This is a genomic window from Coprococcus sp. AM14-16, assembly GCF_003434675.1.
Classification (GTDB): Bacteria; Bacillota; Clostridia; order Lachnospirales; family Lachnospiraceae; genus Coprococcus; species Coprococcus aceti.
This window is the reverse complement of sequence record NZ_QTLL01000001.1, coordinates 1,259,043-1,285,473: the sequence shown is the minus strand read 5'-3', so window position 1 is coordinate 1,285,473 and position 26,431 is coordinate 1,259,043. Positions and strand designations below refer to the sequence as shown.

General features: G+C 45.7%; 23 protein-coding genes, 1 pseudogene and 1 riboswitch. Of the genes and pseudogenes, 20 read left to right on the top strand and 4 right to left on the bottom strand.

Features of this window, described 5'->3' with window-relative positions; all coding sequences use genetic code 11:
* Window positions 1-21: 21 nt before the first annotated feature.
* Entirely contained in the window at window positions 22-702 is a 681-nt protein-coding gene (locus DW159_RS05695; RefSeq protein WP_117549285.1) for a hypothetical protein, read from the bottom strand.
* A 172-nt stretch (window positions 703-874) separates the two neighbouring features.
* On the opposite strand from DW159_RS05695, the gene DW159_RS05690 reads away from it, so the two are divergent.
* The 4 genes from DW159_RS05690 (at window position 875) to hisS (ending at window position 6,667) form a co-directional block, all read left to right on the top strand.
* Window positions 875-1,144 carry a hypothetical protein gene (locus DW159_RS05690; protein WP_117549283.1) on the top strand — a complete coding sequence of 90 codons (270 nt, stop codon included), beginning with the start codon at window positions 875-877 and terminating at the stop codon, window positions 1,142-1,144.
* A gap of 30 nt (window positions 1,145-1,174) precedes the next feature.
* Window positions 1,175-2,953, top strand: a complete 1,779-nt coding sequence (locus tag DW159_RS05685) for a MutS-related protein (protein ID WP_117549281.1) — start codon at window positions 1,175-1,177, stop codon at window positions 2,951-2,953.
* Between the two features lie 229 nt (window positions 2,954-3,182).
* A complete protein-coding gene (locus tag DW159_RS05680; protein WP_117549279.1) occupies window positions 3,183-5,240 on the top strand; it encodes a hypothetical protein in 2,058 nt (685 codons plus the stop codon).
* A 161-nt stretch (window positions 5,241-5,401) separates the two neighbouring features.
* Window positions 5,402-6,667, top strand: coding sequence for a histidine--tRNA ligase (gene hisS / locus DW159_RS05675; RefSeq protein WP_117549277.1), 1,266 nt, complete (start codon window positions 5,402-5,404; stop codon window positions 6,665-6,667).
* A 140-nt stretch (window positions 6,668-6,807) separates the two neighbouring features.
* On the opposite strand, the gene DW159_RS05670 is transcribed toward hisS, so the two are convergent.
* The gene (locus DW159_RS05670) at window positions 6,808-7,314 is read right to left on the bottom strand and encodes a YqeG family HAD IIIA-type phosphatase (protein ID WP_015533916.1); all 507 of its coding nucleotides are present in this window, start codon (window positions 7,312-7,314) and stop codon (window positions 6,808-6,810) included.
* Window positions 7,315-7,596: 282 nt separating this feature from the next.
* Between DW159_RS05670 and DW159_RS05665 the strand changes: the two genes are divergently transcribed.
* The 15 genes from DW159_RS05665 to DW159_RS05595 all read left to right on the top strand — a co-directional run bounded on the left by DW159_RS05665 (window position 7,597) and on the right by DW159_RS05595 (window position 23,501).
* A complete protein-coding gene (locus tag DW159_RS05665; protein WP_117549275.1) occupies window positions 7,597-8,769 on the top strand; it encodes a hypothetical protein in 1,173 nt (390 codons plus the stop codon).
* A gap of 27 nt (window positions 8,770-8,796) precedes the next feature.
* Window positions 8,797-9,375, top strand: coding sequence for a hypothetical protein (locus DW159_RS05660; protein ID WP_022215910.1), 579 nt, complete (start codon window positions 8,797-8,799; stop codon window positions 9,373-9,375).
* A 12-nt stretch (window positions 9,376-9,387) separates the two neighbouring features.
* Complete coding sequence (locus tag DW159_RS05655) at window positions 9,388-11,037, top strand: vWA domain-containing protein (protein WP_117549273.1); 1,650 nt, start codon at window positions 9,388-9,390, stop codon at window positions 11,035-11,037.
* Between the two features lie 94 nt (window positions 11,038-11,131).
* Window positions 11,132-11,259: riboswitch (FMN riboswitch) on the top strand.
* 186 nt (window positions 11,260-11,445) lie between these two features.
* On the top strand, window positions 11,446-12,594 hold the full coding sequence (ribD, locus tag DW159_RS05650) for a bifunctional diaminohydroxyphosphoribosylaminopyrimidine deaminase/5-amino-6-(5-phosphoribosylamino)uracil reductase RibD (protein ID WP_117549271.1): 1,149 nt from the start codon (window positions 11,446-11,448) through the stop codon (window positions 12,592-12,594).
* A gap of 24 nt (window positions 12,595-12,618) precedes the next feature.
* Complete coding sequence (locus DW159_RS05645; RefSeq protein WP_015533911.1) at window positions 12,619-13,302, top strand: riboflavin synthase; 684 nt, start codon at window positions 12,619-12,621, stop codon at window positions 13,300-13,302.
* 25 nt (window positions 13,303-13,327) lie between these two features.
* Window positions 13,328-14,533, top strand: coding sequence for a bifunctional 3,4-dihydroxy-2-butanone-4-phosphate synthase/GTP cyclohydrolase II (locus DW159_RS05640; protein WP_117549269.1), 1,206 nt, complete (start codon window positions 13,328-13,330; stop codon window positions 14,531-14,533).
* Between the two features lie 56 nt (window positions 14,534-14,589).
* The gene (ribH, locus tag DW159_RS05635; protein ID WP_015533909.1) at window positions 14,590-15,051 is read left to right on the top strand and encodes a 6,7-dimethyl-8-ribityllumazine synthase; all 462 of its coding nucleotides are present in this window, start codon (window positions 14,590-14,592) and stop codon (window positions 15,049-15,051) included.
* Window positions 15,052-15,185: 134 nt separating this feature from the next.
* Complete coding sequence (locus DW159_RS05630; protein ID WP_117549267.1) at window positions 15,186-16,004, top strand: Cof-type HAD-IIB family hydrolase; 819 nt, start codon at window positions 15,186-15,188, stop codon at window positions 16,002-16,004.
* A 45-nt stretch (window positions 16,005-16,049) separates the two neighbouring features.
* On the top strand, window positions 16,050-16,871 hold the full coding sequence (locus tag DW159_RS05625; protein ID WP_117549265.1) for a DUF1189 domain-containing protein: 822 nt from the start codon (window positions 16,050-16,052) through the stop codon (window positions 16,869-16,871).
* A 37-nt stretch (window positions 16,872-16,908) separates the two neighbouring features.
* Complete coding sequence (locus DW159_RS05620) at window positions 16,909-17,442, top strand: CYTH domain-containing protein (protein WP_117549263.1); 534 nt, start codon at window positions 16,909-16,911, stop codon at window positions 17,440-17,442.
* Complete coding sequence (locus DW159_RS05615; RefSeq protein ID WP_117549261.1) at window positions 17,439-17,984, top strand: DJ-1 family glyoxalase III; 546 nt, start codon at window positions 17,439-17,441, stop codon at window positions 17,982-17,984. Before DW159_RS05620 ends, DW159_RS05615 begins: the two co-directional genes overlap by 4 nt.
* Window positions 17,984-20,452, top strand: coding sequence for an ATP-dependent DNA helicase (locus DW159_RS05610; protein WP_117549259.1), 2,469 nt, complete (start codon window positions 17,984-17,986; stop codon window positions 20,450-20,452). Before DW159_RS05615 ends, DW159_RS05610 begins: the two co-directional genes overlap by 1 nt.
* Window positions 20,453-20,557: 105 nt before the next feature.
* A complete protein-coding gene (locus DW159_RS05605) occupies window positions 20,558-21,925 on the top strand; it encodes a UDP-N-acetylmuramoyl-tripeptide--D-alanyl-D-alanine ligase (protein WP_022215917.1) in 1,368 nt (455 codons plus the stop codon).
* Window positions 21,926-22,155: 230 nt separating this feature from the next.
* Complete coding sequence (locus tag DW159_RS05600; RefSeq protein WP_117549258.1) at window positions 22,156-22,608, top strand: DUF6465 family protein; 453 nt, start codon at window positions 22,156-22,158, stop codon at window positions 22,606-22,608.
* 149 nt (window positions 22,609-22,757) lie between these two features.
* Complete coding sequence (locus DW159_RS05595; protein ID WP_117549256.1) at window positions 22,758-23,501, top strand: alpha/beta fold hydrolase; 744 nt, start codon at window positions 22,758-22,760, stop codon at window positions 23,499-23,501.
* 146 nt (window positions 23,502-23,647) lie between these two features.
* On the opposite strand, the pseudogene DW159_RS05590 reads toward DW159_RS05595, so the two are convergent.
* Window positions 23,648-24,904 (bottom strand): annotated as a pseudogene (locus tag DW159_RS05590) (ammonium transporter); the annotation flags it as partial.
* A 311-nt stretch (window positions 24,905-25,215) separates the two neighbouring features.
* Between DW159_RS05590 and DW159_RS05585 the strand changes: the two are divergent.
* Window positions 25,216-25,974, top strand: coding sequence for a helix-turn-helix domain-containing protein (locus DW159_RS05585; RefSeq protein WP_158547580.1), 759 nt, complete (start codon window positions 25,216-25,218; stop codon window positions 25,972-25,974).
* 71 nt (window positions 25,975-26,045) lie between these two features.
* Here the strand turns inward: DW159_RS05585 and DW159_RS05580 are convergent, their stop codons facing one another.
* Complete coding sequence (locus tag DW159_RS05580; protein ID WP_015533899.1) at window positions 26,046-26,384, bottom strand: P-II family nitrogen regulator; 339 nt, start codon at window positions 26,382-26,384, stop codon at window positions 26,046-26,048.
* Window positions 26,385-26,431 lie beyond the last annotated feature (47 nt).

The following is a 26,431-nucleotide window of genomic DNA, read 5'->3' as shown; positions in this document are numbered from 1 at the left end:
TTGCCTATTATACTGTGCAGACTATACGTCAAGCTTGTCCTGATCGGAGAGCACTGATGGATCCTCAGATACATCTGAAAGTCCCATGTACTCATCGCCGATTACCTCTGAGGTCTCGGCGTCAGCGGCATTTGCAACGGCGCCGGTTGCCTCGGCGAGAACATCCTCAGCCTCAGCTACGGTCTCGGTTACGGCCTTTGCGGTTGTCTCATCCGGAATATCCGCTGTGGCTTCCGGGGTTACAGCATCCTCGGTTGCGGCTTCTTCGGATGTGGTTTCTTCTGCTCCGGTGGTGTCTTCGTGAAGTGTGAAATATTCACGGTCGCCATCTTCGGTGGAAGCAGCTTTTTCCTTAACCTTGTCCTTGAGCTTGTCATATGTGTCGGATACTGTATTCTTTGCTTTCTGGACTGTCTCGGAATCTTTTACTTTATTGTAGGTATCCTTGATCGTATCCTTTGCCTTCTGGACTGTCTCAGAGTCCTTTACCTTGTGGTATGTTTCAGAGTCCTTGATCTTTTTGACTGTCTCGGAGTCCTTTACTTTGTGGTAAGTATCTGTAGCTGTGGCTTTTGCCTTCTTTACAGTATCATTGTTCTCAACTGTCTGGTAAGCTTTCGTTGTCTTGATCTTGTCTTTGAATAAGTAGCAGACACTTCCTGCAGCGGCAAGAGTGAGCGCCATTTTTGTCAATTTGTTCATGATAAAAATCTCCTTCCCATAGAATATAACCTGTCCATTTATTTTAATATGTATTCGTGTCAAATGCAATAAGTGTGGTTGATTGATTCACAGGAATTAATATTTGCGAATGATATACCGTGTATGATATATTCATCTATAATGGAATGGATATATGGAGGTAAAATGGAACATGAATAATAGTGGACAGGATTACAACAAAGAAGAACAGGCGATAAAGGCACTTCAGAAGAACTATTTTCTATGTGCGGCACTCACACTGGCAGTGGGAGTTGGCATGCTCGCATTTACATCGTATAAGGTGATCGGAATAATATGCATCGTGTTGTGTGTGGTATTTGGGGTAATGGGTATCGTGCTCGTTGTCAAGCCGGACATGATAGATGTATCAGAGAACGGTGTGATGTCATATAAGAAGAAGGACAAGCCGGACAAAAAGTAAATATATTGTTTTTTATGAAAGGACGATAACATGAACGAATACAAGGACGAAAGGGACATTTTGGAGAAGGACATCAAGGCGCTTGAGGGGAAGTCTGCAACGTATTCAGGGGTTAGATTTGTGATGTTCCTTGCAGCTCTGGCAGGGCTGATAATAGGCATATATGACAACAGAGTGACAGTGCTGATCCTGGGAATAATGGCCGCTGTGGCATTTGTCGCAATGGTGTTTATCCATGGAAAGCTCAGTGAGGAGCTGGAATATAAGAAAGCCAAGTCGGAGGTGCTCAGGAGGTATATTGAGAGATTTGGCGACGGCTGGAAGAAGTTTGAGGATAACGGTGCGCAGTATCTCGGCGATGACGATCTGGTTGCAAGGGATATGGATCTTCTTGGACAGAGCTCTCTGTATCAGTTTATCTGTGTTGCGGGAACCGAGGAGGGAAAAAGGGCTCTCGCCGAGAGTATACGCGATCCGAAATACGATATAGCAGACATAGAGAAGCGACAGGAGGCGATAAAAGAGCTCACTTCAAAGAGAGAGTTCTCGATGGATTTTGAGACCCTCGGCGTGAAGACCGGTATGGGCAAAAAGAAGAAATATACCGCGGATGAATTTGTGGCATACTGCAATGGCGATGACCATATACCTGCGGTGTTCAACATATTGAGATTTTTACTGCCGGCGATAACACTGGTGGCATTTATACTTGGAATAATGGGTGAGATAAACATAGGCTGGACGCTTGTCTCATTCTTTGTTGTGCTTTTGTTCTCCTGGCTTTTTGGCGGAGTTGCGGGTCAGGCTGTCATGCCGATGATCTCATTTGGCTATGTGATAGAGGACTATATAAGAATGTTCGAGCTGATCTCCGGGGAGAATTTCGACAGTGAACTTTTAAATGATATCAAATCGCATCTGTCAAATGACTCTGGTGCCCTGGCGGCTATAAGAAAACTGAGGACGATAAGTGCGGCGTTCAATATCAGATACAATCCTATAGTTCATCAGATACTGTGTGGACTTATAATGTGGGACTTCCACATAGGCAGGATGATGGACAAATGGAAACAGAAGAATGGACAGAGCGTTGAGGGCTGGATAAAGGCTGTCTCTGATATGGAGGAACTCATGTCATTTGCTGTCCTTTCAAGAACGAGGGAAGTGAGCTATCCACAGGTCGGCGCAAATGCCAGAGTGCATGTCACCGCCAGGGATATGAGACATCCTCTGATAAGCCCTGATACAGTCGTGGCAAATGATGCGGACTTCAAGGGCGGTGCCACGATAATAACCGGAAGTAATATGTCCGGAAAGACGACTTTCCTCAGAACACTGGGTATAAATCTGGTGCTTGCATATGCGGGCGCTCCAGTGTGTGCGGGCTATATGGAGGCTGACAGGATGAAGATATTCACATCCATGAGGGTGACCGATGATGTCAGCAATGGAATATCAACGTTCTATGCAGAGATACTCAGGATAAAGACGATGGTTGAGTACAGAAAAGAGAACAGACCTATGCTCTGTCTTATAGATGAGATATTCAAGGGAACAAATTCTGCTGACAGAATAGTGGGAGCAACACAGGTCATCAGAAAGCTTGCTGGAGCGGGTTCAATGACACTGGTATCGACACACGATTTTGAGCTGTGTGATCTCAAGGCGGAGGACGGAACACCTGCTGCGAACTATCATTTCGAGGAATATTACGAGGGAGACCAGTTGAAATTCGACTATAAGAAGAAGGATGGCAGGTGTACCACGACAAATGCCATGGCGATACTTCACATGGCAGGACTCGACTGATGCTGAAATCTGGCATTATCTGGCATAACAGTAAAAATGCACAAAAAATGCGATTTTTTTAGTGCTATAATTTTTGGGTAATTATGCACAATGACAGTTATCAGTAATAACCAAAAACTTTGTTGAATGATTTTACCAAATATGTTATATTTGGAGTAGTGATTTGAGGGGAATAATACAAGAATATTCGTAAGCCAGACATACGAAAACAAAAGGAGGTAGACATATTATGTTACCAGCAAATATAGGACAGGCAGGGGATAACGCATTATCAATAGCGGCATCCAGTAATAAAGGAACACTTATTCGTTATCTGAATGATCAGGTTGAGGACGGATTCTATACATTGGTTATAGACAGCCTGAAGGATTCTAATTTTGATCTGTCGACCATGACAGTGGATGACGAGGTTCGTGCTCAGTGTACAAAGCTGTATGAGCTTGCAGAGTTTGTAGACTTCAATATAAAGGCGACCGGACACTATGCGATCGAAGAGTGGATAGAGCCTTTATTCAGATTTGTATATGGTGATATTGACCCTGCCGATATAGATGCGCCTGTATCAGCTACAGGTGTTTATCGTTACAGTGTATGGCTGCTGTATCTCTTACAGCTTGAGAAGATCCCGGAGTGCATGAGACTGATCGGGGATAAGATCGCTCCACTTCTCATCAACATTTCATACCAGATACTTGAGGATGATGACAGACCAAAGAACTTTGACAAGGCTCTGCTCGGATACCTGGATTTGATCAATGTGGTTATGGAGATGGATATCTCAGCCAAAGACATAGGCTCTGATTCATATATCAACAACCTCGAGGTACTTTATGATTACGTCATTGAGGATGCACATGCACCTAACGATTACAAGATACAGTTATCTATCAACCTCTTCTCTATCTACATTGCGAACAAGCAGTATGAGAAGGCATTCCAGTTCTACGGACTGAACGCAGAGTACATACCTATAGATAACCTGTCAGTATACTCAAACTTCAAGGAGCTCATCAAGAATGTCACAAGCACAGAGGCAGCAAAGATCCTCAGCAGCAAGGTGGCTTCAGAGATCTCCAAGCAGGAGGTATACAACAAGAGGATCGATTCACTGCTGAATGAGACCTGCGCATTTACCAAGAAGGTATATCAGGCTATCGAGAATGAGCCGGAGGTCAAGAAGGTACTTCAGACACTTGGTTCAGGAGCACAGCTCAGCGGACGTCAGAACATTCCTGAGGGAGCATATGAGTACAACAAGCTCTTCATAGAGTGCGGAATCAAGGCATATGTTAACTCTGATATAACACAGAAGTCATACGAGGAGAAGTATGAGAGTCTGGAGATCCTCTCCAAGGCACTCAACGTACTGTTTGAGGGATACAGCCTGTATGAGGTATCAAATAAGATCGAGGATCAGTACATAGAGCTCACATGGTGCTGCAACTTCCTGAACGCTAACCCTTCAATGCTGAAGGCATTCTTCAGTGTAAAGGAGAAGGTAAAGGTATTTGATGTCAGAAAGAAGTCAATTGTTGAGAAGAACAACAAGAACAGAGAGGTTTACTCAATGCTTGACAACAGACAGAAGATCCTTCTGTTCATGGCTGCTGAGGATATGGTCGTTAACGGACTCAACAGTACCAAGAAGATGGTTCTTGCATCAAGCTACGATATCAACACAGCCAAGAAGTACCTGCACGATACATATGTCAGAACAGCCCTTCCTGAGAAGTATAAGGAGGACAATGAGCAGGGTGGCGGTGGTCTCTTCGGTAAGAAGCAGCAGGCTATGCCGGCTGATCTGGTATCACTGTGTAAGGTAGCTATTGTTGAGGAGATGCTGTGCAAGTCAGAGTACCTGTACCATCAGCACACTCTCAAGGGAATAGACAAGCCATCAAACGAGGAGATGACATACTCTGTAGCATGTCTGATCAAGTGTATCAACCATATGATCAACAAGAAGAGCAAGGCTGCTGCAGCTCCTAACAAGAAGGTCATCATAACCAAGACAGGTAAGGTTATAGAGCTCAACGATGAGTCAGGACAGGCACCGGAGAAGCAGGAGTCAGGAATCATCGAGGCTATAGACAATATAGTTGTCCAGCTCAAGGATAAGAGTGAGAGCAACGTCAAGTATGTAAAGGATTACATTGAGGATCTTATGAATACACTCATGAAGTACAACTGGGATATGAATGTACAGCTTGATGAATTCTCAGGTGAGGAACTCAGAAACAAGGCCTTCCTTGTTATCAAGAAGCTCAACTATGATCTTCTCAAGTAATCTGATATTACAGGACAATTAAAAATATCAATATATTATGTGAAAAGCACCGGAACAAACTACAAGTTTGTTCCGGTGTTCTTTTTAAGGGTGGAAAAATATAGTTGTATATGCTAGAATAGGTTGGATTTAATAAAGATGTAAGATCAGGAGGATTAGAAATGGCAAAATTCATCAAGACACCGGTAAAAGGTATGTGTGATCAGCTTCCGGCTGATATGAGGCTTAGAGAGCATGTGCTTTCAATGATCAAGACAAGTTATTCCAGATTTGGATTTACACAGATAGAGACTCCTGTTATGGAACATATAGAGAATCTTACAAGCAAGCAGGGTGGTGACAATGAGAAGCTTATCTTCAAGGTGATGAAGAGAGGCGCAGACCTTGCGAGAGCCATCGATGCAGGTAAGGGAGAGCTGGCAGACAGCGGACTCAGATATGATCTGACACTTCCACTCTCAAGATATTATGCGAACAACAAGGAACAGCTTCCAAGCCCGTTCAAGGCACTCCAGATCGGACCTGTATTCCGTGCGGATCAGCCCCAGAAGGGACGATTCAGAATGTTCACCCAGTGCGATATAGATATACTTGGTGACAATACAAACCTTGCGGAGATAGAGCTTGTGGCAGCCACATCCGATATGCTCTCAAGAATATTCTCTGAGGTGGGAATAACAGATTTTACTATCCACATCAACGACAGACAGATACTTCGTGGTGCTGCGAAGAATGCGGGATTTGCAGAGGAAGACATTGCTTCCATACTCATCAGCCTTGACAAGTATGACAAGATAGGTCTGGATGGCATAAGAGCAGAGCTCACAGAGAACGGATACGACGCAGAGATGGTGGACAAGTATCTTGAGATATACCAGAACCTTGGAGATATGAGCTGCGCTGAGTTCTGTAAGGACATAGACGCTGAGTGCCTTGATCCAAAGGTTATAACCAATATGGACGAGATCATATCAAGTGCAAAGACCATGGTTGCAGATGGCGTAAAGATCGTATTTGACCCTACTCTTGTGAGAGGTATGGGATATTACACAGGACCTATTTTTGAGGTTACAATAGATGACTACAACTTCTCCATCGCCGGCGGCGGAAGATATGACAAGATGGTTGGAAACTTCTGTGGACAGGATGTTCCTGCAACAGGATTTTCAATAGGTTTTGAGAGAATAATCACCATCCTCAAGGACAAGCTTGAGAATGGATACAAGATAGATTCTGACAACGTGGCTATCCTCATTCACAAGGATGTGACACTGGACAAGAAGCTTGAGATCTTCAAGGAGGCAAAGGAACTTCGCCAGGCAGGTAAGACAGTGACTATCCAGATGATGAGAAAGAACATGAAGCAGCAGATAAACATGCTGGAGTCAGAGGGATACACAGAGTTCAAGAAGGTGTACAACGACTAACATACGTTCTGTGGATCACACAGATGTGTAACATCATGACAGAACGTATATGTTACTGAGATATTTAATAAAAGGCTGTATTCACATATCAGACAGATATGCGAATACGGCCTTTTGTGTTGCGTTATGAATAACAGAAATTATCTTACCATGCCATGCTTTTTCCTGAAGTAGAAAATAAATGGTTTTTCAATGATCCTCTTGAGGGTGATCTGTATCTCCTCGTGGCTTGTGTCTATAGGCTTGACAAGGATAGTGTGTATGCCAAGGCTGGCACTTCCGATGATGTCAGTGTAGATCTGGTCGCCCACGGCAATCGTGTTGTCTATGTTGCAGCCTATCTCGTTCATGGCACGGATGTAGCCCTTTTTCGATGGTTTGCCGGCTTTGAATATGTAATTCACCTTCATCTTTTTGTTGAAAGCGGCAACCCTTGGCTCCTTGTTGTTGGATACCAGACATACCTTGAAGCCCATGGCCTTGAGCTGTTCCATGAGCTGGATCGCTCTGGATGTGGCCGGCTCATTATGTCTCACAAGAGTGTTGTCTATGTCGAACAGTATACCTCTGTATCCCATGTCGTAATACTTTTTGAAATCTATCTTGTATGTGGATGAATAGTATTCATCCGGCAAAAATCTGATCATAGATATCCTCCCAGTTTGTTGTCGATTCATTATACCACAGGTGGACAGACAGTTGTATAAACACTTAATAAAATAATAAAATACCATATCCCGTCACTTTTATGTTTTTAATTTGTGGCAAAACATGTATAATGAAAATGATTAAGTTCAGATATAAGTAAAAATGATGATGGGCATATCAGATATGTATGTCGGTTTGCATATTGGATTAAGAACTTATATAGAATGAGGTGTGGGATATTGCACAGGGCGTATGTTCTAAGAAAAGAAAATAATAAATATATGCTGGATGTTATCAGTTCGTATGAAGCACTGTACAGTTCTGTATTTGGGGTGCAGGCGGATACGCTGTCCTATTCACAGGATGGTATGTGCAGGCGGATGTTCGATGAACTCATAGACAAACTGAATTATAGGGAGAAGATAGTGATAGATAAGCTCTATGGCTACAGACATGACAGATGCAGTGTGCCGGAACTTGCCTGTGAGTTGGAGACCGATGAGGAAGGTGTGAACAGTCTGAAGAACAGTGCGCTGGACAGACTGAGGGATCCGGATAATTACAAATATCTGGAGAAACGGTGGTATTCAGGAACGGATATAACCAACACTGAGTACGAGCTTGATTTCAGGAGAAAGCTCAGAGCGGAGCTTCAGAGATATCTGGCCGGTCAGAAGTCAGATATTGACATTTTAAGTGCGATAATGAGGAGAAATAAGATCTCTGTACAAAGGATATACAGGAATGTGCAGGCGGCAGCTACGGATCAGGGACGGTTTGAGACCTCTATATCAGGGAAGAAGAGCATAGATGATGCTGTAAATGCGCTGAAGGCGTTCAAGATAGCTGCACGTCCTGTTGAGAGCATTAGGAAGAAAAAGTCTGTAAGGGGAAATGTAGAGACCGTGCTCATAACAAATGATGGGATTGAGCAGGCGTATAAATACAGCGGACTCAGCGATGAGGATATAGCGGAGTGCGTGTGTCATGTACTGACGGACAGTGACGAGGGACATGGCTGTATACTTGACTTCAATATGTCAGATGGACTTATGGGACTCCTGTTGCTGAAGGGCTATCTGTATCTCGACAGTCTCATGGAGGACAGAGACAGGATATTGGCGGAGCTTCAGAGTGGAGGCTTTCAGACTCAGGCGGAGGAATTTGCAAAATTTGCGGACAAGGCGGAGATATACATAGCGGATAAGACGCACACGTCCATGACGTTTATTGTTGTGCCGGAGGCTGTTGCGCTTCGAATATATGAGGATAGGCCGGTGGATTACCATGAACTGCTGTCCTGCGCGGAGGAGACGGACAGGGAGTTTGCGGTCATGCTCATAAGCAATGAGAAGAAGGAATTTGCTGACTTTTCGGGACTTATGGTCACCGATGCTGCAAAACAAAGGCTCAGCGTATTGCAGAGAGACAATGAACATGCAGATGCGGTGTGATATATATTGACTTTAGGAGGAAAAACGATGGGATTGATAGCGGTCAATATCATAGGGTTGATAATGTTCATACTGGCAATAGTGATGTTTGTGCTGGCTGACAGTATGGTGGGAATAGCTATAGGTGTTGCGATCAGTGTAGTGTGGCTGACATTCACCATAACAGCAAATGTACATATACTCAAGGGAAGACGCTCGACGGAGAAGCTCAAGGACAGTGCCAGGGGACATTTGTTTGATGCACAGATAGAGAGACTCAACAGACAGTATGAGAGCATAATGTCCAGGGAGGAATACTTCCAGGAGAATGTGGAGGAGGGCAGTGGTGTCCGCAATCTGTACGAGGATATAAAGCAGCAGGCACAGAGCAACATGGACAGTGCCATAGGCTTTATACAGACATACGATTATTACACTAGACCCCAGCCGGTATACCTCGACAATCTGTGCAGACAGGGCGACGAGCTGGTGAGAAAGTTCAATATTCTGGTGGAGAAGATGGTTGATATTGACACCAACCTGAGCTCGCTGGATATGAAATATGTGGATGATGTCATAGAGTGCATGAATGGCATGAGGCAGGATGTCCACAGTCAGGGAATGTAAAAGGAGGAAGAAATGGATAAGAGGACAAAAGGATTAGTGGTAGTCGGAGTGCTGGTGATAATTGCGATGATCGCGGTCATTATCGGAATAGTCGGCAGGAAGGTTATCAACATAGCAGGCAGTGGAAATGGAGGATCATCAAGATCGGATATGACTCTTGATGAGTTATATGCAGATCTCGATGTAAATGAAGCGACCCCTGTAAAGGGTACGGTCACTCTGGACACTCCGGATCTGTATGCGGAGCTGCCTGAGATAGACAAATATCCACTGGCAGTTGAGGGTAATGGAGACATAGATATAGAGATATTTACATCAGGTGAGAAGGCGGGAAAGGACAACGACTCATGGCTTATAGATGTTGCAAATTCCTTCAACGGTTCTGGTGTGAAGACAGCGGACGGCAAGTCGGTATCGATGAGCGTGAGATCAGTGCCATCCGGTACAGCCGCTGACTATATCATTTCCGGCAAATATCTCCCGGATCTGTACACCCCGAGCAACACCCTGTTCGGAGAGTATGCGATGTCGAACAGTGGCAGCCTTGAGCTTTACGCGGACAGGCTGGTTGGAAATACAGCGGGAATCCTTGTGAAGAAGGACAGCGGTTACACTACTGCTGCCGATGCCATAAAGGCCGTTCAGGATAACAAGATCACCATGGGATACACGAACCCACAGACAAGTGCCACAGGACTTAACCTCCTGCTCACGCTGCTTCAGGACGGAGAGGATAACTTTACAAAGTTTAACTCAAACATACCATACGTTGCATATACAACACAGCAGATGAGAGATAGTGCATCAAACGGAACACTCGATGCTATGCTGTCAGAGTATCAGGCATATATCAATGACAGCAATCTCGTGTCAATGTATGATTTCATTGCATTTGGCGTGAGACATGACAATCCTGTATACATATGTAACAAGTCGGGAAAGTCTGCATCAGAGCTTGAGGCCATACAGCTCGTTGTGGATTACTGCAAGAGTGATGATATGCAGACGATCGCGACAAAGAAGGGCTTCAATGCCAACGATGATTATACTGCGGCGGAAGAATTCTCCGGTGCACAGGTCACACAGGGACTCAAGACATACAAGAAGACAAAGGATAACGGCAAGGACATCATCGCGGTGTTTGTTGCGGACTGCAGCGGTTCCATGGACGGAGATCCTATGAACCAGCTCAAGAACAGTCTGACAAACGGTGCGCAGTATATCAATGACAACAATTATGTTGGGCTTGTCAGCTACTCAAGCTCAGTTACAGTGGAGGTTCCGATCGCCCAGTTTGACCTGAACCAGAGATCATATTTCCAGGGATCGGTCAACAATCTGATGGCTTCAGGAGGAACGGCTTCGTATGATGCCGTTGTGGTTGCGATGAAGATGATAACCGATGCAAAGGCAGAGCACCCGGATGCAAAGTGTATGCTGTTCCTTCTCAGCGATGGATATGCCAATGTGGGATATTCCATGGATGAGATAACAAGTGCGCTCAGACAGTCGAACATACCTGTATACACGATAGGTTACGGCGGAGATGCTGACACGGATGAGCTTGCAAAGCTCTCAGGAATAAATGAGGCGGCATCTATAAATGCGGACAGTGATGATATTATCTACAAGATAAAGAGCCTGTTCAATTCACAGCTTTAAAATTTATCGGTAAAATACATCATAAAAAACAGTTGCATTCCGTTGGCATATGGAATACAATATAGTCGTTTTTAAGAGACAACTGCATATGATGATAGATCTTCGGGGGTGAGTGCAATTCTCCACCGACGGTGTTAGGGAAACCTTAAGTCCGTGAGCCATGAGGCATGATCCGGTGTGATTCCGGGACCGACAGTATAGTCTGGATGAGAGAAGTATTATATATTCAGAACAGGGTATCTGATGGAAGTCCGTTGTGATGGATTTCGGTGATGGATACCTGAACAAGAGAAAACCCCGAAGTTATCTTCGGGGTTTTCTCTTGTGTTTCGAACAGATACTTCGGAGGCTTGAATGAGCAATATCCGATAGTCTGTCTGTAAAGGTATTAAGTAGGATGGTGGTCATATGGAAAAATATGATATAGATGATGAATTTGATCCGTCATATATGAGACGTGCCATAGAGCTTGCAAGGCGCGGCACTGGAGCAGTGAATCCAAATCCGCTTGTAGGTGCTGTCATAGTGAAGAATGGCAGGATCATAGGAGAGGGATATCATGTGAGATATGGAGAGCTCCACGCTGAGCGCGCAGCATTTGCCAGTCTTAAGGATCAGGCAGATGCCGAGGGCGCAGTCATGTATGTGACGCTTGAGCCGTGCTGTCATTTTGGCAAGCAGCCTCCATGTGTGGACGCGATCATAGAGCACAAGATCAGAAAGGTCTACTGTGGTTCCGATGATCCGAATGCTATGGTGGCAGGAAAAGGTTTTAAGAGACTGCGTGATGCCGGGATAGAGGTGTACACACACTGCCTCAAAGCCGAGTGCGATGCCATAAACGGCATTTTCTTTAAGTATATAGTAAATAAACAGCCGTATGTGACCATGAAATATGCCATGACCATGGACGGCAGGATCGCTACCCACACAGGGGCCAGCAAGTGGATAACCGGTGAGGCATCAAGGGCGTATGTCATGGAACTCAGAAACAGACATAAGGGTATTATGGCGGGCATAGGAACAGTGCTTGCGGATGATCCGATGCTGACATGCAGAATAGAGAAAAGCACGGACAGGGATACTGATAATGTCAGAAATCCGATCAGGATAGTTTGTGACAGCAAGCTCAGGATTCCGGAGGATTCACAGATCGTACAGACAGCCGGGGAGATAGAGACCATAGTTGCCACGACGGCAGCGGGAGCTTCAGACTCAGCAAAGTGTGAGAGACTCAAGGATAAAGGTGTAAGCATCATAGAGATCGAAGATGTGGATGGACAGGTGGATCTAAGGCAGCTCATGACGATCCTCGGCGGGAAAGGCATAGATGGAATACTGCTTGAGGGCGGCGGCGAGCTCAACTACAGCATGGTGTCTGAAGGTCTTGTGGATGAGGCATGTGTATTCATTGCCCCGAAGATATTTGGCGGCGAGGGCAAGTACAGTCCGGTATCCGGAACGGGTGTTGATGTGCCTGCGGATGCACATATGTTTGGACTTGACGAGGTCAGAAGATTTGATGAAGATGTGATGCTCAGATACAAAAAGGTTTAAGAACTTATAGAAAAGAGGTCATACATGTTCACAGGAATAGTAGAAGAGATAGGAACTATAAGAAAGATAGATAAAGGCGTAAGCTCCTGCAGCATCACGGTGCAGGCAGACAAGGTTCTCCATGGAAGCCAGGTTGGAGACAGTATAGCGGTAAACGGTGTGTGTCTTACTGCAACCGGCATATCGGGGAATATCTTTACTGCGGATGTCATGCCTGAGACTTTGAGACGAAGCGGACTTGGACAGCTTACCGGTGGCAGCAGGGTGAACCTTGAGCGTGCCATGGCGGCCGGAGGAAGATTTGGCGGACATATAGTGTCAGGACATATAGATGGAACCGGAACGATCAGAGAGCTCAAAAGGGAGGACAATGCAGTGTGGGTGACAATAGATTGTTCTCCGAAGATACTCAGATACATCATTGAGAAGGGCTCAATAGCCATAGACGGTATAAGCCTTACGGTTGCGTATGTCGATGATACATGCTTTAAGGTGTCGATCATTCCGCACACGGCGGGAGAGACGACGCTGCTGGATGGCAAGCCGGGCAAGGTGGTCAACCTTGAAAATGATGTGGTTGGAAAGTATGTTGAGAAACTGCTTATGCCATACAAAGGTGACGATACAGATGAAAAGCTTTCAAATGGAAATGCTTCAGATAGATCAGGACTTGATATGAAGTTTCTGGCAGAAAATGGATTTATGTAGACAGATATTTTAAGGAGGTAGAGTGATGAGTTTTGAATTCAACTCGATAGAGGAGATCGCTGCAGATCTTGCGGCGGGAAAGCCGGTTGTCATGCTCGACAACGAGGACAGAGAGAATGAGGGAGATGTAATCTGTGCAGCAGAATTTGCTACAACGGAGAATGTCAACTTCATGGCAAAGTGGGCGAGAGGTCTCATATGCATGCCTATGGATGCGTCATATGCGGATAAGCTGAATCTCCCACAGATGTGTATAACCAATACAGATAACCACTGCACAGCATTTTCAGTATCAGTGGATCATGTGGATACAACCACAGGAATCTCAGCCGAGGAGAGAGGCTACACAGCCAGAAAATTTGTGGATGAGAATGCAAAGCCTGATGACTTCAGAAGACCGGGACATATGTTCCCACTTCAGGCAGTTGCAGGCGGAGTCATAGAGAGAAACGGCCACACAGAGGCTACAGTTGATCTTATGAAGGTTGCAGGACTTAAGCCTTGCGGACTGTGCTGTGAGATCATGAAGGATGACGGAACCATGGCGAGAAAGGATGACCTTGTGGAATTTGCAAAGGTTCATGACCTTAAGATATCGACCATAGAGAAGCTTGTGCAGTACAGAAAAGAGCATGAAGTATTCGTTGAGTGCGTAGCCAAGGCAAAGCTTCCAACAAAGTATGGTGAGTTTACGATCTGTGGATATATCAACAAGCTGAACGGTGAACATCACGTGGCACTCACAATGGGTGATATAGCTGACGGCAAGCCTGTTCTCTGCCGTGTGCACAGCGAGTGCCTCACAGGCGATTGCTTCGGCTCACAGAAGTGTGACTGCGGACAGCAGCTCGATGCGGCCATGAAGGCCATTGCCAAGGAAGGCAGAGGCGTGCTCCTGTACATGAGACAGGAGGGCAGAGGAATCGGCCTTATCAACAAGATCAGGGCATATGCGCTTCAGGATCAGGGGCTTGACACCGTTGAGGCAAACCTCAAGCTTGGTTTCCCTGATGATGCAAGGGATTACACCATAGGAACACAGATACTTGTGGATCTCGGAATCAGACAGATCAGACTCCTCACCAACAACCCACTCAAGGTATACGGCCTTGCAGGCTACAATCTTGAGATCGTGGAGAGAGTTCCTATAGAGATAGAGCCAACCAAGTTTGACGCATTTTATCTCAAGACAAAAAAAGAGAAAATGGGTCATATGTTACACGAAGTCTAATATTTCATAAGAAGGGGCTGGGTAAGCTCCGATATAGAATAAGGAGGATAAATCAGATGAATAAGGTAGAAGGAAAGTTAGTAGCAAATGGAGCAAAGATAGGTATAGTGGCAGCAAGATTTAATGAGTTCATAGTTTCAAAGCTCGTAAGCGGTGCAGAGGATGCACTTCTCCGTCATGATGTAAATGCTGACGACATCACAGTTGCATGGGTTCCGGGAGCATTTGAGATCCCTGTGATCGCAAAGAAGATGGCTGCAAGCGGCAAGTATGACGCTGTTATCTGTCTTGGTGCTGTTATCCGTGGTGCGACAAGCCACTATGATTATGTGTGCAACGAGGTTTCAAAGGGCGTTGCCTCAGTATCACTTGAGACAGGTGTACCTGTAATGTTTGGAGTTGTCACAACAGAGAATATCGAGCAGGCCATCGAGCGTGCAGGAACAAAGGCCGGCAACAAGGGTTATGACTGCGCTATGGGAGCTCTTGAGATGATCGACCTCATGAAGCAGTTGTAATGCAGACTGCAGAAAAAGCGATATAATGAAGCATGCGCAGGTTATCAAGTGAAAATATAATGCGTACAGAAGATACAGGCACGTGTAGTTATAATACATGTGCCTGTAAATATATGACAGGATGGATATAATATATGAAAAGCACAGACAGGAAGATATTGTTCTTTGATATAGATGGAACGCTTATAACCGAGGACGGAAGGAGATACTTCCCGGACAGCGCAAGGCGTGCGCTGGCGCAGGCGAGAGCCAACGGACATCTGGTGTTCATCAACACTGGCAGGGTTTACTGTAATGTCACTGATGAGATCAAGGCTGCGGGTTTTGACGGCTTTGTGTGTGGCTGCGGAACATCCATTTACTATGACGGCAAAGAGCTGTTCCACAATGATGTCAGCAGGGATGTGTGCAGGGATATAGCTTATGCATGCCGCAGATATGACATGTTTGGAATGTATGAGCATAGGGACAAGGTGTACGTGGACGGTCAGAACATGGGAAATGAACTCCTTGCAGAGATGGTCAGATACTTCCGGGCAAATGGAATATTTGTTGGGGAGGATGTGGACTCGGATGACTTTGAATTCGACAAGTTCTGCTGCTGGTTCGCGGATGACAATAAAAATGTTCCTGAGTTCCGCGAGTATGTATCACAGCATTTTGACTATATCGACAGAGGTTCAAATTTCTGCGAGATAGTTCCCAAGGGATTCAGTAAGGCGACAGGTATACAGTATCTTCTGGATTATTTTGATATTCCGCTTGAAAATGCATATGCATTTGGTGATGGCAACAATGACGCACCTATGTTATTATATTGTCCGAACAGCATAATCATGGCGAAGGGGCCGGAGGAGCTCAAAAGACAGGTTATGATGGTCACAGACGATGCGGAGAATGATGGAATATATAAGGCTATGGTGAAGCTTGGGATCATAGAGCCGATGGAATAGCTGGTTCATTTTGCCGGTCAATAATTATTAGAGTTGGAGATTTATATGGAAGAACAGGAAGAGAACAAGAAGGTGACGCTGCTCGATCAGTTGTCGATAGCGGTCAGCAGTCCGAAGAATTACAAACAACTGGTCAAGCTGAAGACGGGACGCCTTGTGTGGTTTGTGGTGATCATATCCTTTTTGCTGGCATTTATAGAGTTTGGAATAGACGCCATATTCTGGGTCGGCAAGGTCGGAGGTCTGAGAAATCTCATAACAAATAAGATCCCGGCATTCACATATCATGACAATAAGCTCGACATGGAACACGATATGCAGCTTGAGATAGGAAATGCTACTCTGTACATCAACACGGAGAATGCGTCAGTGGACCTTGACTCCATGGAAACGGATGGAGTGTACATCGCCATAGGAAGTGAGAATATAGTCATGGGAATGGTCTCAGATGGCAAGGGCTATGAGTACATGGTGACACCGCTCAAATACATGTTCCTGCCGGATGGCTTCAACAATAGCAAGCTGGCGGCACTGACACCGGTATTTTATATGTACATGGTGATCATGTTCATTTCGGTGATGGCGGCATCGGCGGGCAGACAGCTTCTCCTTGCGCTGATATTCAGTATAGCGGGCAATGGACTTGCAAGAAATCTCAACACGGGACTGTCCTACGGCAAGGTATTTACGATATGTGTCTATGCACAGACTCTGTCGGTGTTCATAATATCGGTCAACACTGCTCTTGGATATCTGTTATCCTCGTTTGTTGTATGGATCATCGCACTTGTCGTGTCCATGGTATTTATGAACAAAGCTATAGGAAGCTATGTGAGTGGAGATATACCGCCGGGAGATGTGTTCTGATAAGGCGGTCATTTGGTTTGAATAGGTGGAGGCATATATGGAGATAGAGAGAAAATACCTTGTACATGAGATACCTGTCGATCTGACAAAATATCAGGTGAAGCACATGGAACAGATGTATGTGTCCGTGAAGCCGGTCATAAGGATCAGGAGAACGGACGACAGACGTGTGCTCACGGTCAAATCCAAGGGACTGCTCATCAGGCAGGAATTCGAGATGGATCTGGACGAGGATGAATACAGGAATCTCAGATGTAAGGCAGACGGCAATATAATAGAGAAGGACCGGTATATAATACCGCTTTCCGATACAGACGGAACCTGTGGTGACAGTGAGGTGGACAGGAAACTGAAGATCGAGCTGGACGTGTTCGACGGGATATTTGGCGGACTCACCTATGCTGAGGTTGAATTCCCGGAGGAGAAATTTGCAAATACATTTGTGCCGCCGACTTGGTTTGGCAGGGATGTGACTGAGGACGGTATCTATCAGAACAGCGCCCTGAGCGGCATGGACAGACGTGATATAGACAGTTTTGTAAAGAGTGCGAATAAGGAGGAAAAGCGATGAAGGCAAGAGTTTTATTTGCAACAGGTTATGAAGAGGTAGAGGCTCTCACGGTGGTGGATCTCTTGAGGAGAGCCGGAGTTGAGTGCCTGATGGTGTCGGCTGACGATCAGGATACAGTGACAGGAGCGCGCGGCATGGAGGTCACGATGGATGAGAAGTTATCAGAGATCGATGACCAGTGCGATCTTGTAGTTCTTCCTGGAGGTATTCCGGGGGTTCCGAACCTCAAGGCAAATTCAAAGGTTCAGGCCATGGTCAAGGCACAGAATGACAGAGGCGGTTATGTGGCTGCTATCTGTGCGGGACCTACAGCACTTGGCGCATTTGGCGTGCTTGCGGACAAGAATGCAACATGTTATCCGGGATGTGAGGATCAGCTCATGGCGAAGCGCCACAGCACGGAGCCGGTAGTGGTGGACGGAAATGTGATCACCAGCAGAGGAGTGGGAACAGCCATAGAATTTGCACTTAAGCTGGTTGAGATACTCATAGACAGACAGACTGCGGACGATCTCGCAGAGAAGATAGTATATAAGAGATAATGAATATAAAAATATCAGTTAGGAGCCTGGTGGAATTCATCTTCCGCAGTGGCGATATAAGTGATAGCAGTAGTGGGACTCTGTCCAGAGAAGCGATGAATGCGGGTAGCAGGATTCACAGGAAGCTTCAGAAAAGGGCAGGGTCTCATTATAATTCAGAGGTGCCGCTCCGGTATACAGAGGAGCTTGGCGGACATCTGATAACTGTGGAGGGCCGGGCTGATGGAATCATAGACAGATGCGGTGGCGAACAGGAAGAGCCCGGGGATATTGACGACGGCTTTGACATGGCAGAGGGGTATGCTGTGGACTTCCATGACAGCGATGTGCTTATAGATGAGATAAAGGGCATATACAGGAACCTCGATGACATGGAGAGCCCGCAGCGCGTCCACGTGGCCCAGGCGATGTGCTATGCGTATATATATTCAAAAGAGAATAATTATAGCTGGATAGATGTAAGGATAAGTTATGTAAACCTTGACAGCGAGAAGGAGAAGTTCTTCAGGCGGAGATATTCATTTGGCTATCTGGAGAAATGGTTCAGCTCAATGATGGCGGAGCTTTGCAAATGGATTGATCTGGTGGAGAAGCATCAGCTTATGAGGAATCAGTCCATCTCGGACATGGAGTTCCCATTTGAGTACAGGAAGGGCCAGAAGGAGATGGCTCTGTATGTGTACAGGGCTATTGAGCAGGAAAAACATCTGTATGTCCAGGCACCAACTGGAATCGGAAAGACCATGGCGGCGGTGTACCCGTCCATAAAATCCATGGTTCAGGGACACGTGTCGAAAATATTCTATCTGACAGCCAAGACCATAGCCCACACTGTGTCGAGAAATGCGGTGGAGCTGCTGGAGGACAGAGGTCTCAGGCTTAAGACTGTAATACTCACGGCAAAAGAGAAGATATGTTGTCAGGAACAGGTGGATTGCAATCCTGCGGTATGTCCGTATGCCGAGGGGCATTTTGACAGGGTAAATGATGCGCTGTACGACGTGGTATTACATGAGACGGTGGTTGACAGAGATGTGGTAATACGGTACGCACAGGCTCACAGGGTGTGTCCGTTTGAGTTGAGCCTTGATGTGAGTCTGTTTGCTGACATGGTGATATGTGACTATAACTATGTCTTTGATCCGAGGGCGAGCCTCAAGAGGTTCTTTGCGGCAGAGGGCGGTAAGCCGGGAGATTATGTATTCCTTGTGGATGAGGCGCACAACCTTGTGGACAGGGCATCGTCCATGTACAGTGCGGAGATCGTGAAGGAGGACTTTCTGGAGCTCAAGAAGCTCACAGCCCAGTATGGCGGCCGTATGGCAAGACATATAGGAAGCTGCAACAGAGAGCTGCTTACGATGAAGAAGGAGGTTCCTGAGGAGGGATACAGGGTGCTCTCGAGCATAGCACCTCTTCACCTGAAATTGCTCAGCCTCCATGAAGCAATACAGCTCTTTCTGGAGGAGCACAGGCAGATCCCGGAGAGAAAGGAAGTCCTGAACTTTTATTTTAATCTCACCTCATTTCTGAACATTGCGGAGATGATGGATGAGAATTATGTCGTGTATGACGAGATAAGGGATGACGGAAGATTTGTGGTGAGACTGTACTGCGTCAAGCCTGCAGTTAACATAAGAAACTGCTTGGACAAAGGGCTTGCCACGGTGTTTTTCTCGGCTACGATACTTCCTGTCAGATATTATATGGAGATGCTGTCGGACTGCCCGGAGGACAGGGCAATATACATCCCGTCTCCATTTTCTGCGGAGAACAGGAAGATAATGATAGCAAATGATGTCACGACCAGATACACGAACCGTAATGAGGCGATGTACAGGAACATTTACAGCTATATAGAGCGCGTGATAAGTGCGAGACCGGGCAACTATATGGTGTTCTTTCCATCGTATGCCATGCTGGAGAAGGTGCATGTGCTCACTGAAGAGCTTCCAGAGTCTCTTGGGGTGGAAGTTATATCCCAGGAACAATACATGACGGAGAGCGATAGAGAGAGCTTTCTGAGGGCATTTGAGGAGAAGGACAATGTGCTAGCACTGTGTATCATGGGCGGAATATTCTCCGAGGGAATCGATCTGACTGGTGACAGGCTGATAGGAGCGATAATAGTCGGACCCGGTCTTCCCCAGGTGTGCACGGAGAGAAAGCTGATGATGGATTACTTCGACAGCAGAACCGCGGCGGACGAAAAAGAGGCTGCATCCGACAGGAATGGATTCAGATATGCGTACCAGTACCCGGGAATAAACAAGGTATTTCAGGCTGCCGGAAGAGTCATAAGGACGGAGACGGATCAGGGGATAATACTTCTGATAGACGAGAGATTTGCCACCAGGCGTTACACGGAGCTGTTTCCTGTGGAATGGAATGACAGCGTGATATGCAACATGCAAAATGTGGACGGGATCCTTGAACAGTTCTGGGATTATAAAAGTAAAGAGATTTAAATATACAAAAGCATAATACAGTGCTATAATGGACACCTGATGAAGCCGGAGCGGCGGTAAAGCCCGGTTGTATATATTTTATCAATATGAAAAAAGGGGATAGTGATGGTAGATATAACAGTAAAAAATATTCTGGAAGCTACAGGAGGCGTACTCCTCTGCGGAGATGAGAACACTGTTCTCACTGACATCTGTATAAACTCTAAGGAGGCCAAGGAGGGCGATCTGTTCGTGCCGATCATAGGAACAAGAACCGACGGACACAGATTTATAGAATCAGCACTTCAGACTGCAGCAGCCACACTCACATCGGAGCATGACAATGTTGTGGTGTCGGACAAGGCGTATATCAGGGTGGATGATACTGTTAAGGCATTGCAGGCCATTGGAAAGTATATAAGGAACAGATACGATATGCCTGTTGTGGCGGTTACAGGAAGCGTGGGCAAGACCACGACAAGAGAGATGATCACAGCGGCTGTCAGTGCTGGAATGAAGTGCTTCCACACAGAGGGCAATTATAATTCGGTGTACGGCGAGCCTATCACGGTGTCAAGGATGACAGACGAGTACGATGCGGCTGTTCTTGAGCTTGGAATCGGCGAGCCGGGTGAGATGGACATCCTCACTGATATAGCTCAGCCGGATATATGCGTTATAACGACCATAGGCGTTGCACATATAGAATATATGGGTTCACTGGAGAACACCCGCAAGGAGAAGCTCAGCATTATCAAGGGCATGGGCGAGAATGGAACACTGTATATCAACGGTGATGATCCTATGCTGTATGCGGTCAAGGATGAGATACCATGTAAGGTATACACATATGGTTGCGGCGAGGGCATGGACTTCAGAGCGACTAACATCCGCATGGAGGATGGATATTCTGTATACGATATGGTACATGGGGATGACGTTGTAACTGTCAAGGTAGGAGTGATGGGACTGCACAACGTGCGCAATTCATTGGTGGCCATGGCTGTGTCGCATCAGCTTGGAGTTCCATATGAGAAGTCGTCGAAGGCATTTGAGAATTTCAGAGGTCTCAGACAGAAGGTCATCAAGCTTCCTGGCAAATACACGATCATAGACGATACATACAATGCAAGCCCCGATTCCATGAAGGCCAGCACCGATGTCCTCTGTGACATGAAGTGCGAGGGCAAGAAGTATATCGTGCTCGGCGATATGCTTGAGCTCGGAGAGAAGAGCGATGAGTACCACTATGAAGTCGGAGAGTATCTCAGAGATAAGAAGATAGATGAGGTCATAGTCATCGGAGAGCATGCCCAGAAGATCAAGGAAGCTCTGGATGCCTGTGATACGAAGTATGCCAAGACTGTGTCATTCACTGACACGGAGGAGATCGCGATATACCTTATGGCGCTCATGAAGCCTGAGGATATAGTGCTTTTGAAGGGATCAAACGGAATGAAATTGAGTGAAGTGGTTAATATTCTCACGAATTAGTGTGTGTATTTGTACAAAATGACAAAAGCGGTCACGGATTTACAACGATCTGTGACCGCCTTTTTGTGTAAAGTGTTGCCATTTATTGTAAATCAATTCCCAAAACGATACAAAAGGGAGAAAAGAATTTGGTTATATTGAAAAAATATAAAAAATGGAGTAATATCAACCTAGCTTGAAAATAAATACATAAGATTACATAGATACTTTTTATTTGGGAGGAAAGAATCATGGCTACAGCAAAGAAGGCAGATGAGACAAAGAAGGTAACAAAGGCAACACCTGCAGCAGCACTTGCTAAGGTTGAGGCAGTTAAGAAAGAGGAAGCTGCAAAGAAGACAGCAGCTACAGAGACAAAGGCAGCACCTGCAAAGAAGGCAGCTCCAGTTAAGGAAGAGCCAAAGGCAGCACCTGCAAAGAAAACAGCACCAGCTAAGAAGGAAGAGCCAAAGGCAGCAGCACCTGCAAAGAAGGCTCCAGCAAAGAAGGCAGCTCCAGCTAAGACAACAGAGAATGTATTTGTTGAGTTCGCTGGCGGTCAGATCGAGATGGCAGCAATCGTTGCTAAGGTGAAGGAAGTTATTGGCAATAAGACAGTTAAGGAATTGAACGTATACTACCAGCCAGAAACAGGCATGGTATATTATACAGCTGATGGAGAATCAGGTTCTTACAGTCTTTAATCTATAGATGTTTGTTTTAAGACGGATCCCGGTCGTAATGACTGGGATCTTTTTTCTTTGTGCAATATTGTGTTGTATATAGGTGCCTTTCTGTGATAATATGTCATAGGTTAGGATAATCTAACTAATGCTTTTACAGGGGGTAAGAGATGACAATACACGAGTATGGAGACAGGAAGAATCCGCATATACTGCTTATACATGGCATGTGGATGTGTCATGAGATGATGCTTCCATATGTAGAGAAAATGCGCAGTGAGTATCATATAATTGCGCCGGATCTCACTGGGCATGGAAGTGATATGGGAAGTTTTGAGGGGGCAGAGCAGGACGCTGTACAGATCGGCAAATGGCTTGCAGATCATGATATAAAGACATTGGATCTCATGTTTTCTACGTCCCTGGGCTGCGTCGTGGCCATGTATCTTGTGGCTGACAGTCCTTGGCTCACGGTGAAGTGTTCAGTGCTTGAAGGGGCTGCACTCACGAGAATGAAGGGCGTTGAATGGATGTTCCGCGGGATGATGGGAGGCATGCAGAAGCACCCGGAGGCTGCGGCGAAGATGTATTCTGCGGCAGAGATAGATTCTGACGTGATGAAGAAGCTTTCCGGTTCCATGGGCAGGACAGACAAGAAGGCGCTTGCATGTATGGTGCATACCTGCAACAGCTTCAAATACGAGCAGAGTATGCTTCCGGCAGATGTGCAGAGAAGATTGTTTTTTGAGTTTGGCAGCAGGGATTCGCACATTGTGTGCCGCAAGCTGATACAGAAGTATTATCCTGAGGCGACGATAACGGTCAGAAAGGGTTATGGCCATTGCGTATATATGTTCAAGCATCAGGAAGAGTACAGCGATATATTGAAGGACTACATGAGGAAGAGCTTGTAAGAAAAGCAGCATGCAGCCCGGCAGGACATAAATCGTAATTAGAGAAAGCTGTGTATGTGAATATATTAAAAAGCCTGTGATATGAATTTTATTCATACCGCAGGCTTTTTGCTGCAAATATATATTATGGATTACTTTGTTGTCAGGAAATCAGCGTATGCTGTAGGAAGACCATGCTCTGTAGGATCAAGACCCTTGATCTCTTCTTCCTCAGATACTCGAAGACCGATAGTTTTCTTGATTATCAGGAATACGATGGTAATCGTAACTGCTGTCCATGCTGCAACTGCTGCAAATCCAAGTAACTGTATGAGGAGTGGATGTATTCCACCGCCATAGAACAGACCATTTAATGTGTCGTTTCCAGGAACAGAAGTTGTAGAGAAAAGACCAACAGCAAGAGTTCCCCAGATACCGTTTACACCATGTACGGCTACGGCACCGACAGGATCGTCAACATGTAATGCGTGGTCACAGAGCCATACTCCGAATACTACGAGAAGTCCGGCAACGATACCGATGATAGCTGCGCCGAAAGCATCGACTGTATCACAAGGAGCTGTGATGGCAACGAGACCAGCGAGTGAAGCGTTGAGACACATTGACACATCAGGCTTGCCATATTTGAGCCATGTAAATATCATACATGAAACTGTTGCAAGTGCAGGTGCGATAGTAGTAGTGAGGAAGATAGAACCTAACTGCTCAACAGATGTTGCGGCTGCACCATTGAATCCGTACCAGCCGAACCACAGGATGAATACACCGAGTGCGCCGAGTGGAAGGTTATGACCAGGGAAGGTGTGAACCTTTACTACTTTGCCATTCTCATCCTTATTGAACTTTCCGATACGAGGTCCAAGTAATGCTGCTCCTATCAGGGCTGATATACCACCTACCATGTGGATGGCACATGAACCGGCGAAATCATGGAAGCCAAGCTTTACAAGCCAGCCGCCTGGATTCCAGATCCAATGAGCTTCAATAGGATATATCAGCAGTGAGATGATAGCTGAGTATATGCAGTATGCAGAGAACTTTGTTCTCTCTGCCATAGCTCCTGACACGATGGTTGCTGCTGTTGCACAGAACACAAGGTTGAATACGAAGCTTGACCAGTCATAGTTTTCAAAGTGAAGGAACAAATCCCATGATGGTTTTCCGATGAAACCTCCGAGTGCCCAGTCACTGCTGCCGAGCAGAAGTGATGAACCGAGGATCATGAATGAAACTGTACCGAGACAGAAATCCATGAGATTCTTCATTATAATGTTTCCGGCATTCTTGGCTCTTGTGAAACCGGCCTCAACCATTGCAAATCCGGCCTGCATCCAGAATACCAGTGCGGCTCCAACGAGGAACCATACTCCAAATACAATTGTGCTTACGTCTTCCATAATCATTCCTCCTTTTAATACATTGTAGTTGTGGAAGTGATCAGATAATAAAAAAAGATGCGTCCCGCCAGGTATGCTCCTGACAAAACACATCTTTGTGCACATTATATCTGATCGTACGTCACTGAGATATGACTGATAATAAGTATCTCAGTGCCACACCTCAATTACTAACTTGGGTTGAGTATAGTATTGAGATATGGTAAAATATTGAATAAATCGGACATGGGGCGATAAACCTTATTATATTTTGTGATGACTTAATATAATAAAGCAAAGATGTGGCAAAGATAAATAAAATTATGGAGACATTGCTTATGAATAGTCAGATTTTATTGAATGTTAATTTTTGTAATGAGATATATACACATTTTGTAAAAAAGAATGACCGGTCTGTATATGTGAGGGCGGGGTACAGTATGGATGGGATAAGACTTGTGCCCCAGGAAAATGCGGGTATATGCCTGGTATGTATGGATGGACATATAAGAGAGGTGTGTCTGGGGGATCTCGATACTCCGGTTGATATTGATGGAAGCTGCAGCTTTATATCAGTGGAGATGGACTCCTGCTTCAACAGGAAAGCGCTGGCTGTGTGTGATATGAAGCCGTTTGGAAGATTGCTGACGGATGGTATGGGCTGTGCGGACAAAAATTCCGGAGATTCGCTGGGAGCTGCAATGGATATAATTACAGGTTATGTAGAGTCTTGTGAGCCTTTGTGGAAGAATGCAGTCATGACAGATGCTGGCATTATGAAGCAGGCAGACACCATATATACTACAAATGGCAAGGTGAGTGTAACTGAGCTGGCGGCGAATATGGGGTGTACAGTGAGACACGTGCATAGAAGGTTCGTGGAGGAACTGGGGATGGGTCCCAAGAGATTTGCCCGCATCGTGAGGATCAGGGAGACTGTGAGAAAAATGCTGGAGCATCCGGGCGGACATGTCACGGATTATATGGATGACATGGGATATTCTGACCAGGCGCATTTCCAGAGAGAGTTTAAGTGGTATACAGGGATGACCCCGGGGGGTCTGCTGAAGATACTGGGAGACAGAGCAGAACGATAAAAAACAGGCAGTGTACAAATGCCACTGCCTGCCAATTTAGAAAAAGAAATGATACTGGATACCTGTGCTTATTAGAGTGCTGTCTCTCCGCGCTCGCCTGTACGGATACGAACGACATCTGCCACATCATATACGAAGATCTTACCATCACCGATCTTACCTGTGGATATTCTCTCGCAAACCTTGAAAATGATCTTGTCCGCAACATCGTCTGCTGCGATGGTCTCGATCTTTACCTTTGGAATAAGGTTTACAACATATTCGCTTCCTCTGTAAGTTGTCTTATATCCCTTCTGATTACCGTAACCCATGATGTTTGATACCATGGCACCTGTTGATTCACACTCATCAAGTATTGACTTTACATCATCAAGCTTTTCTGAACGAACTACGATTTCAAGTTTCTTCATAATTACAGTCCTCCTTTTACCCGTTGGATTTATTTTTTATGATTATA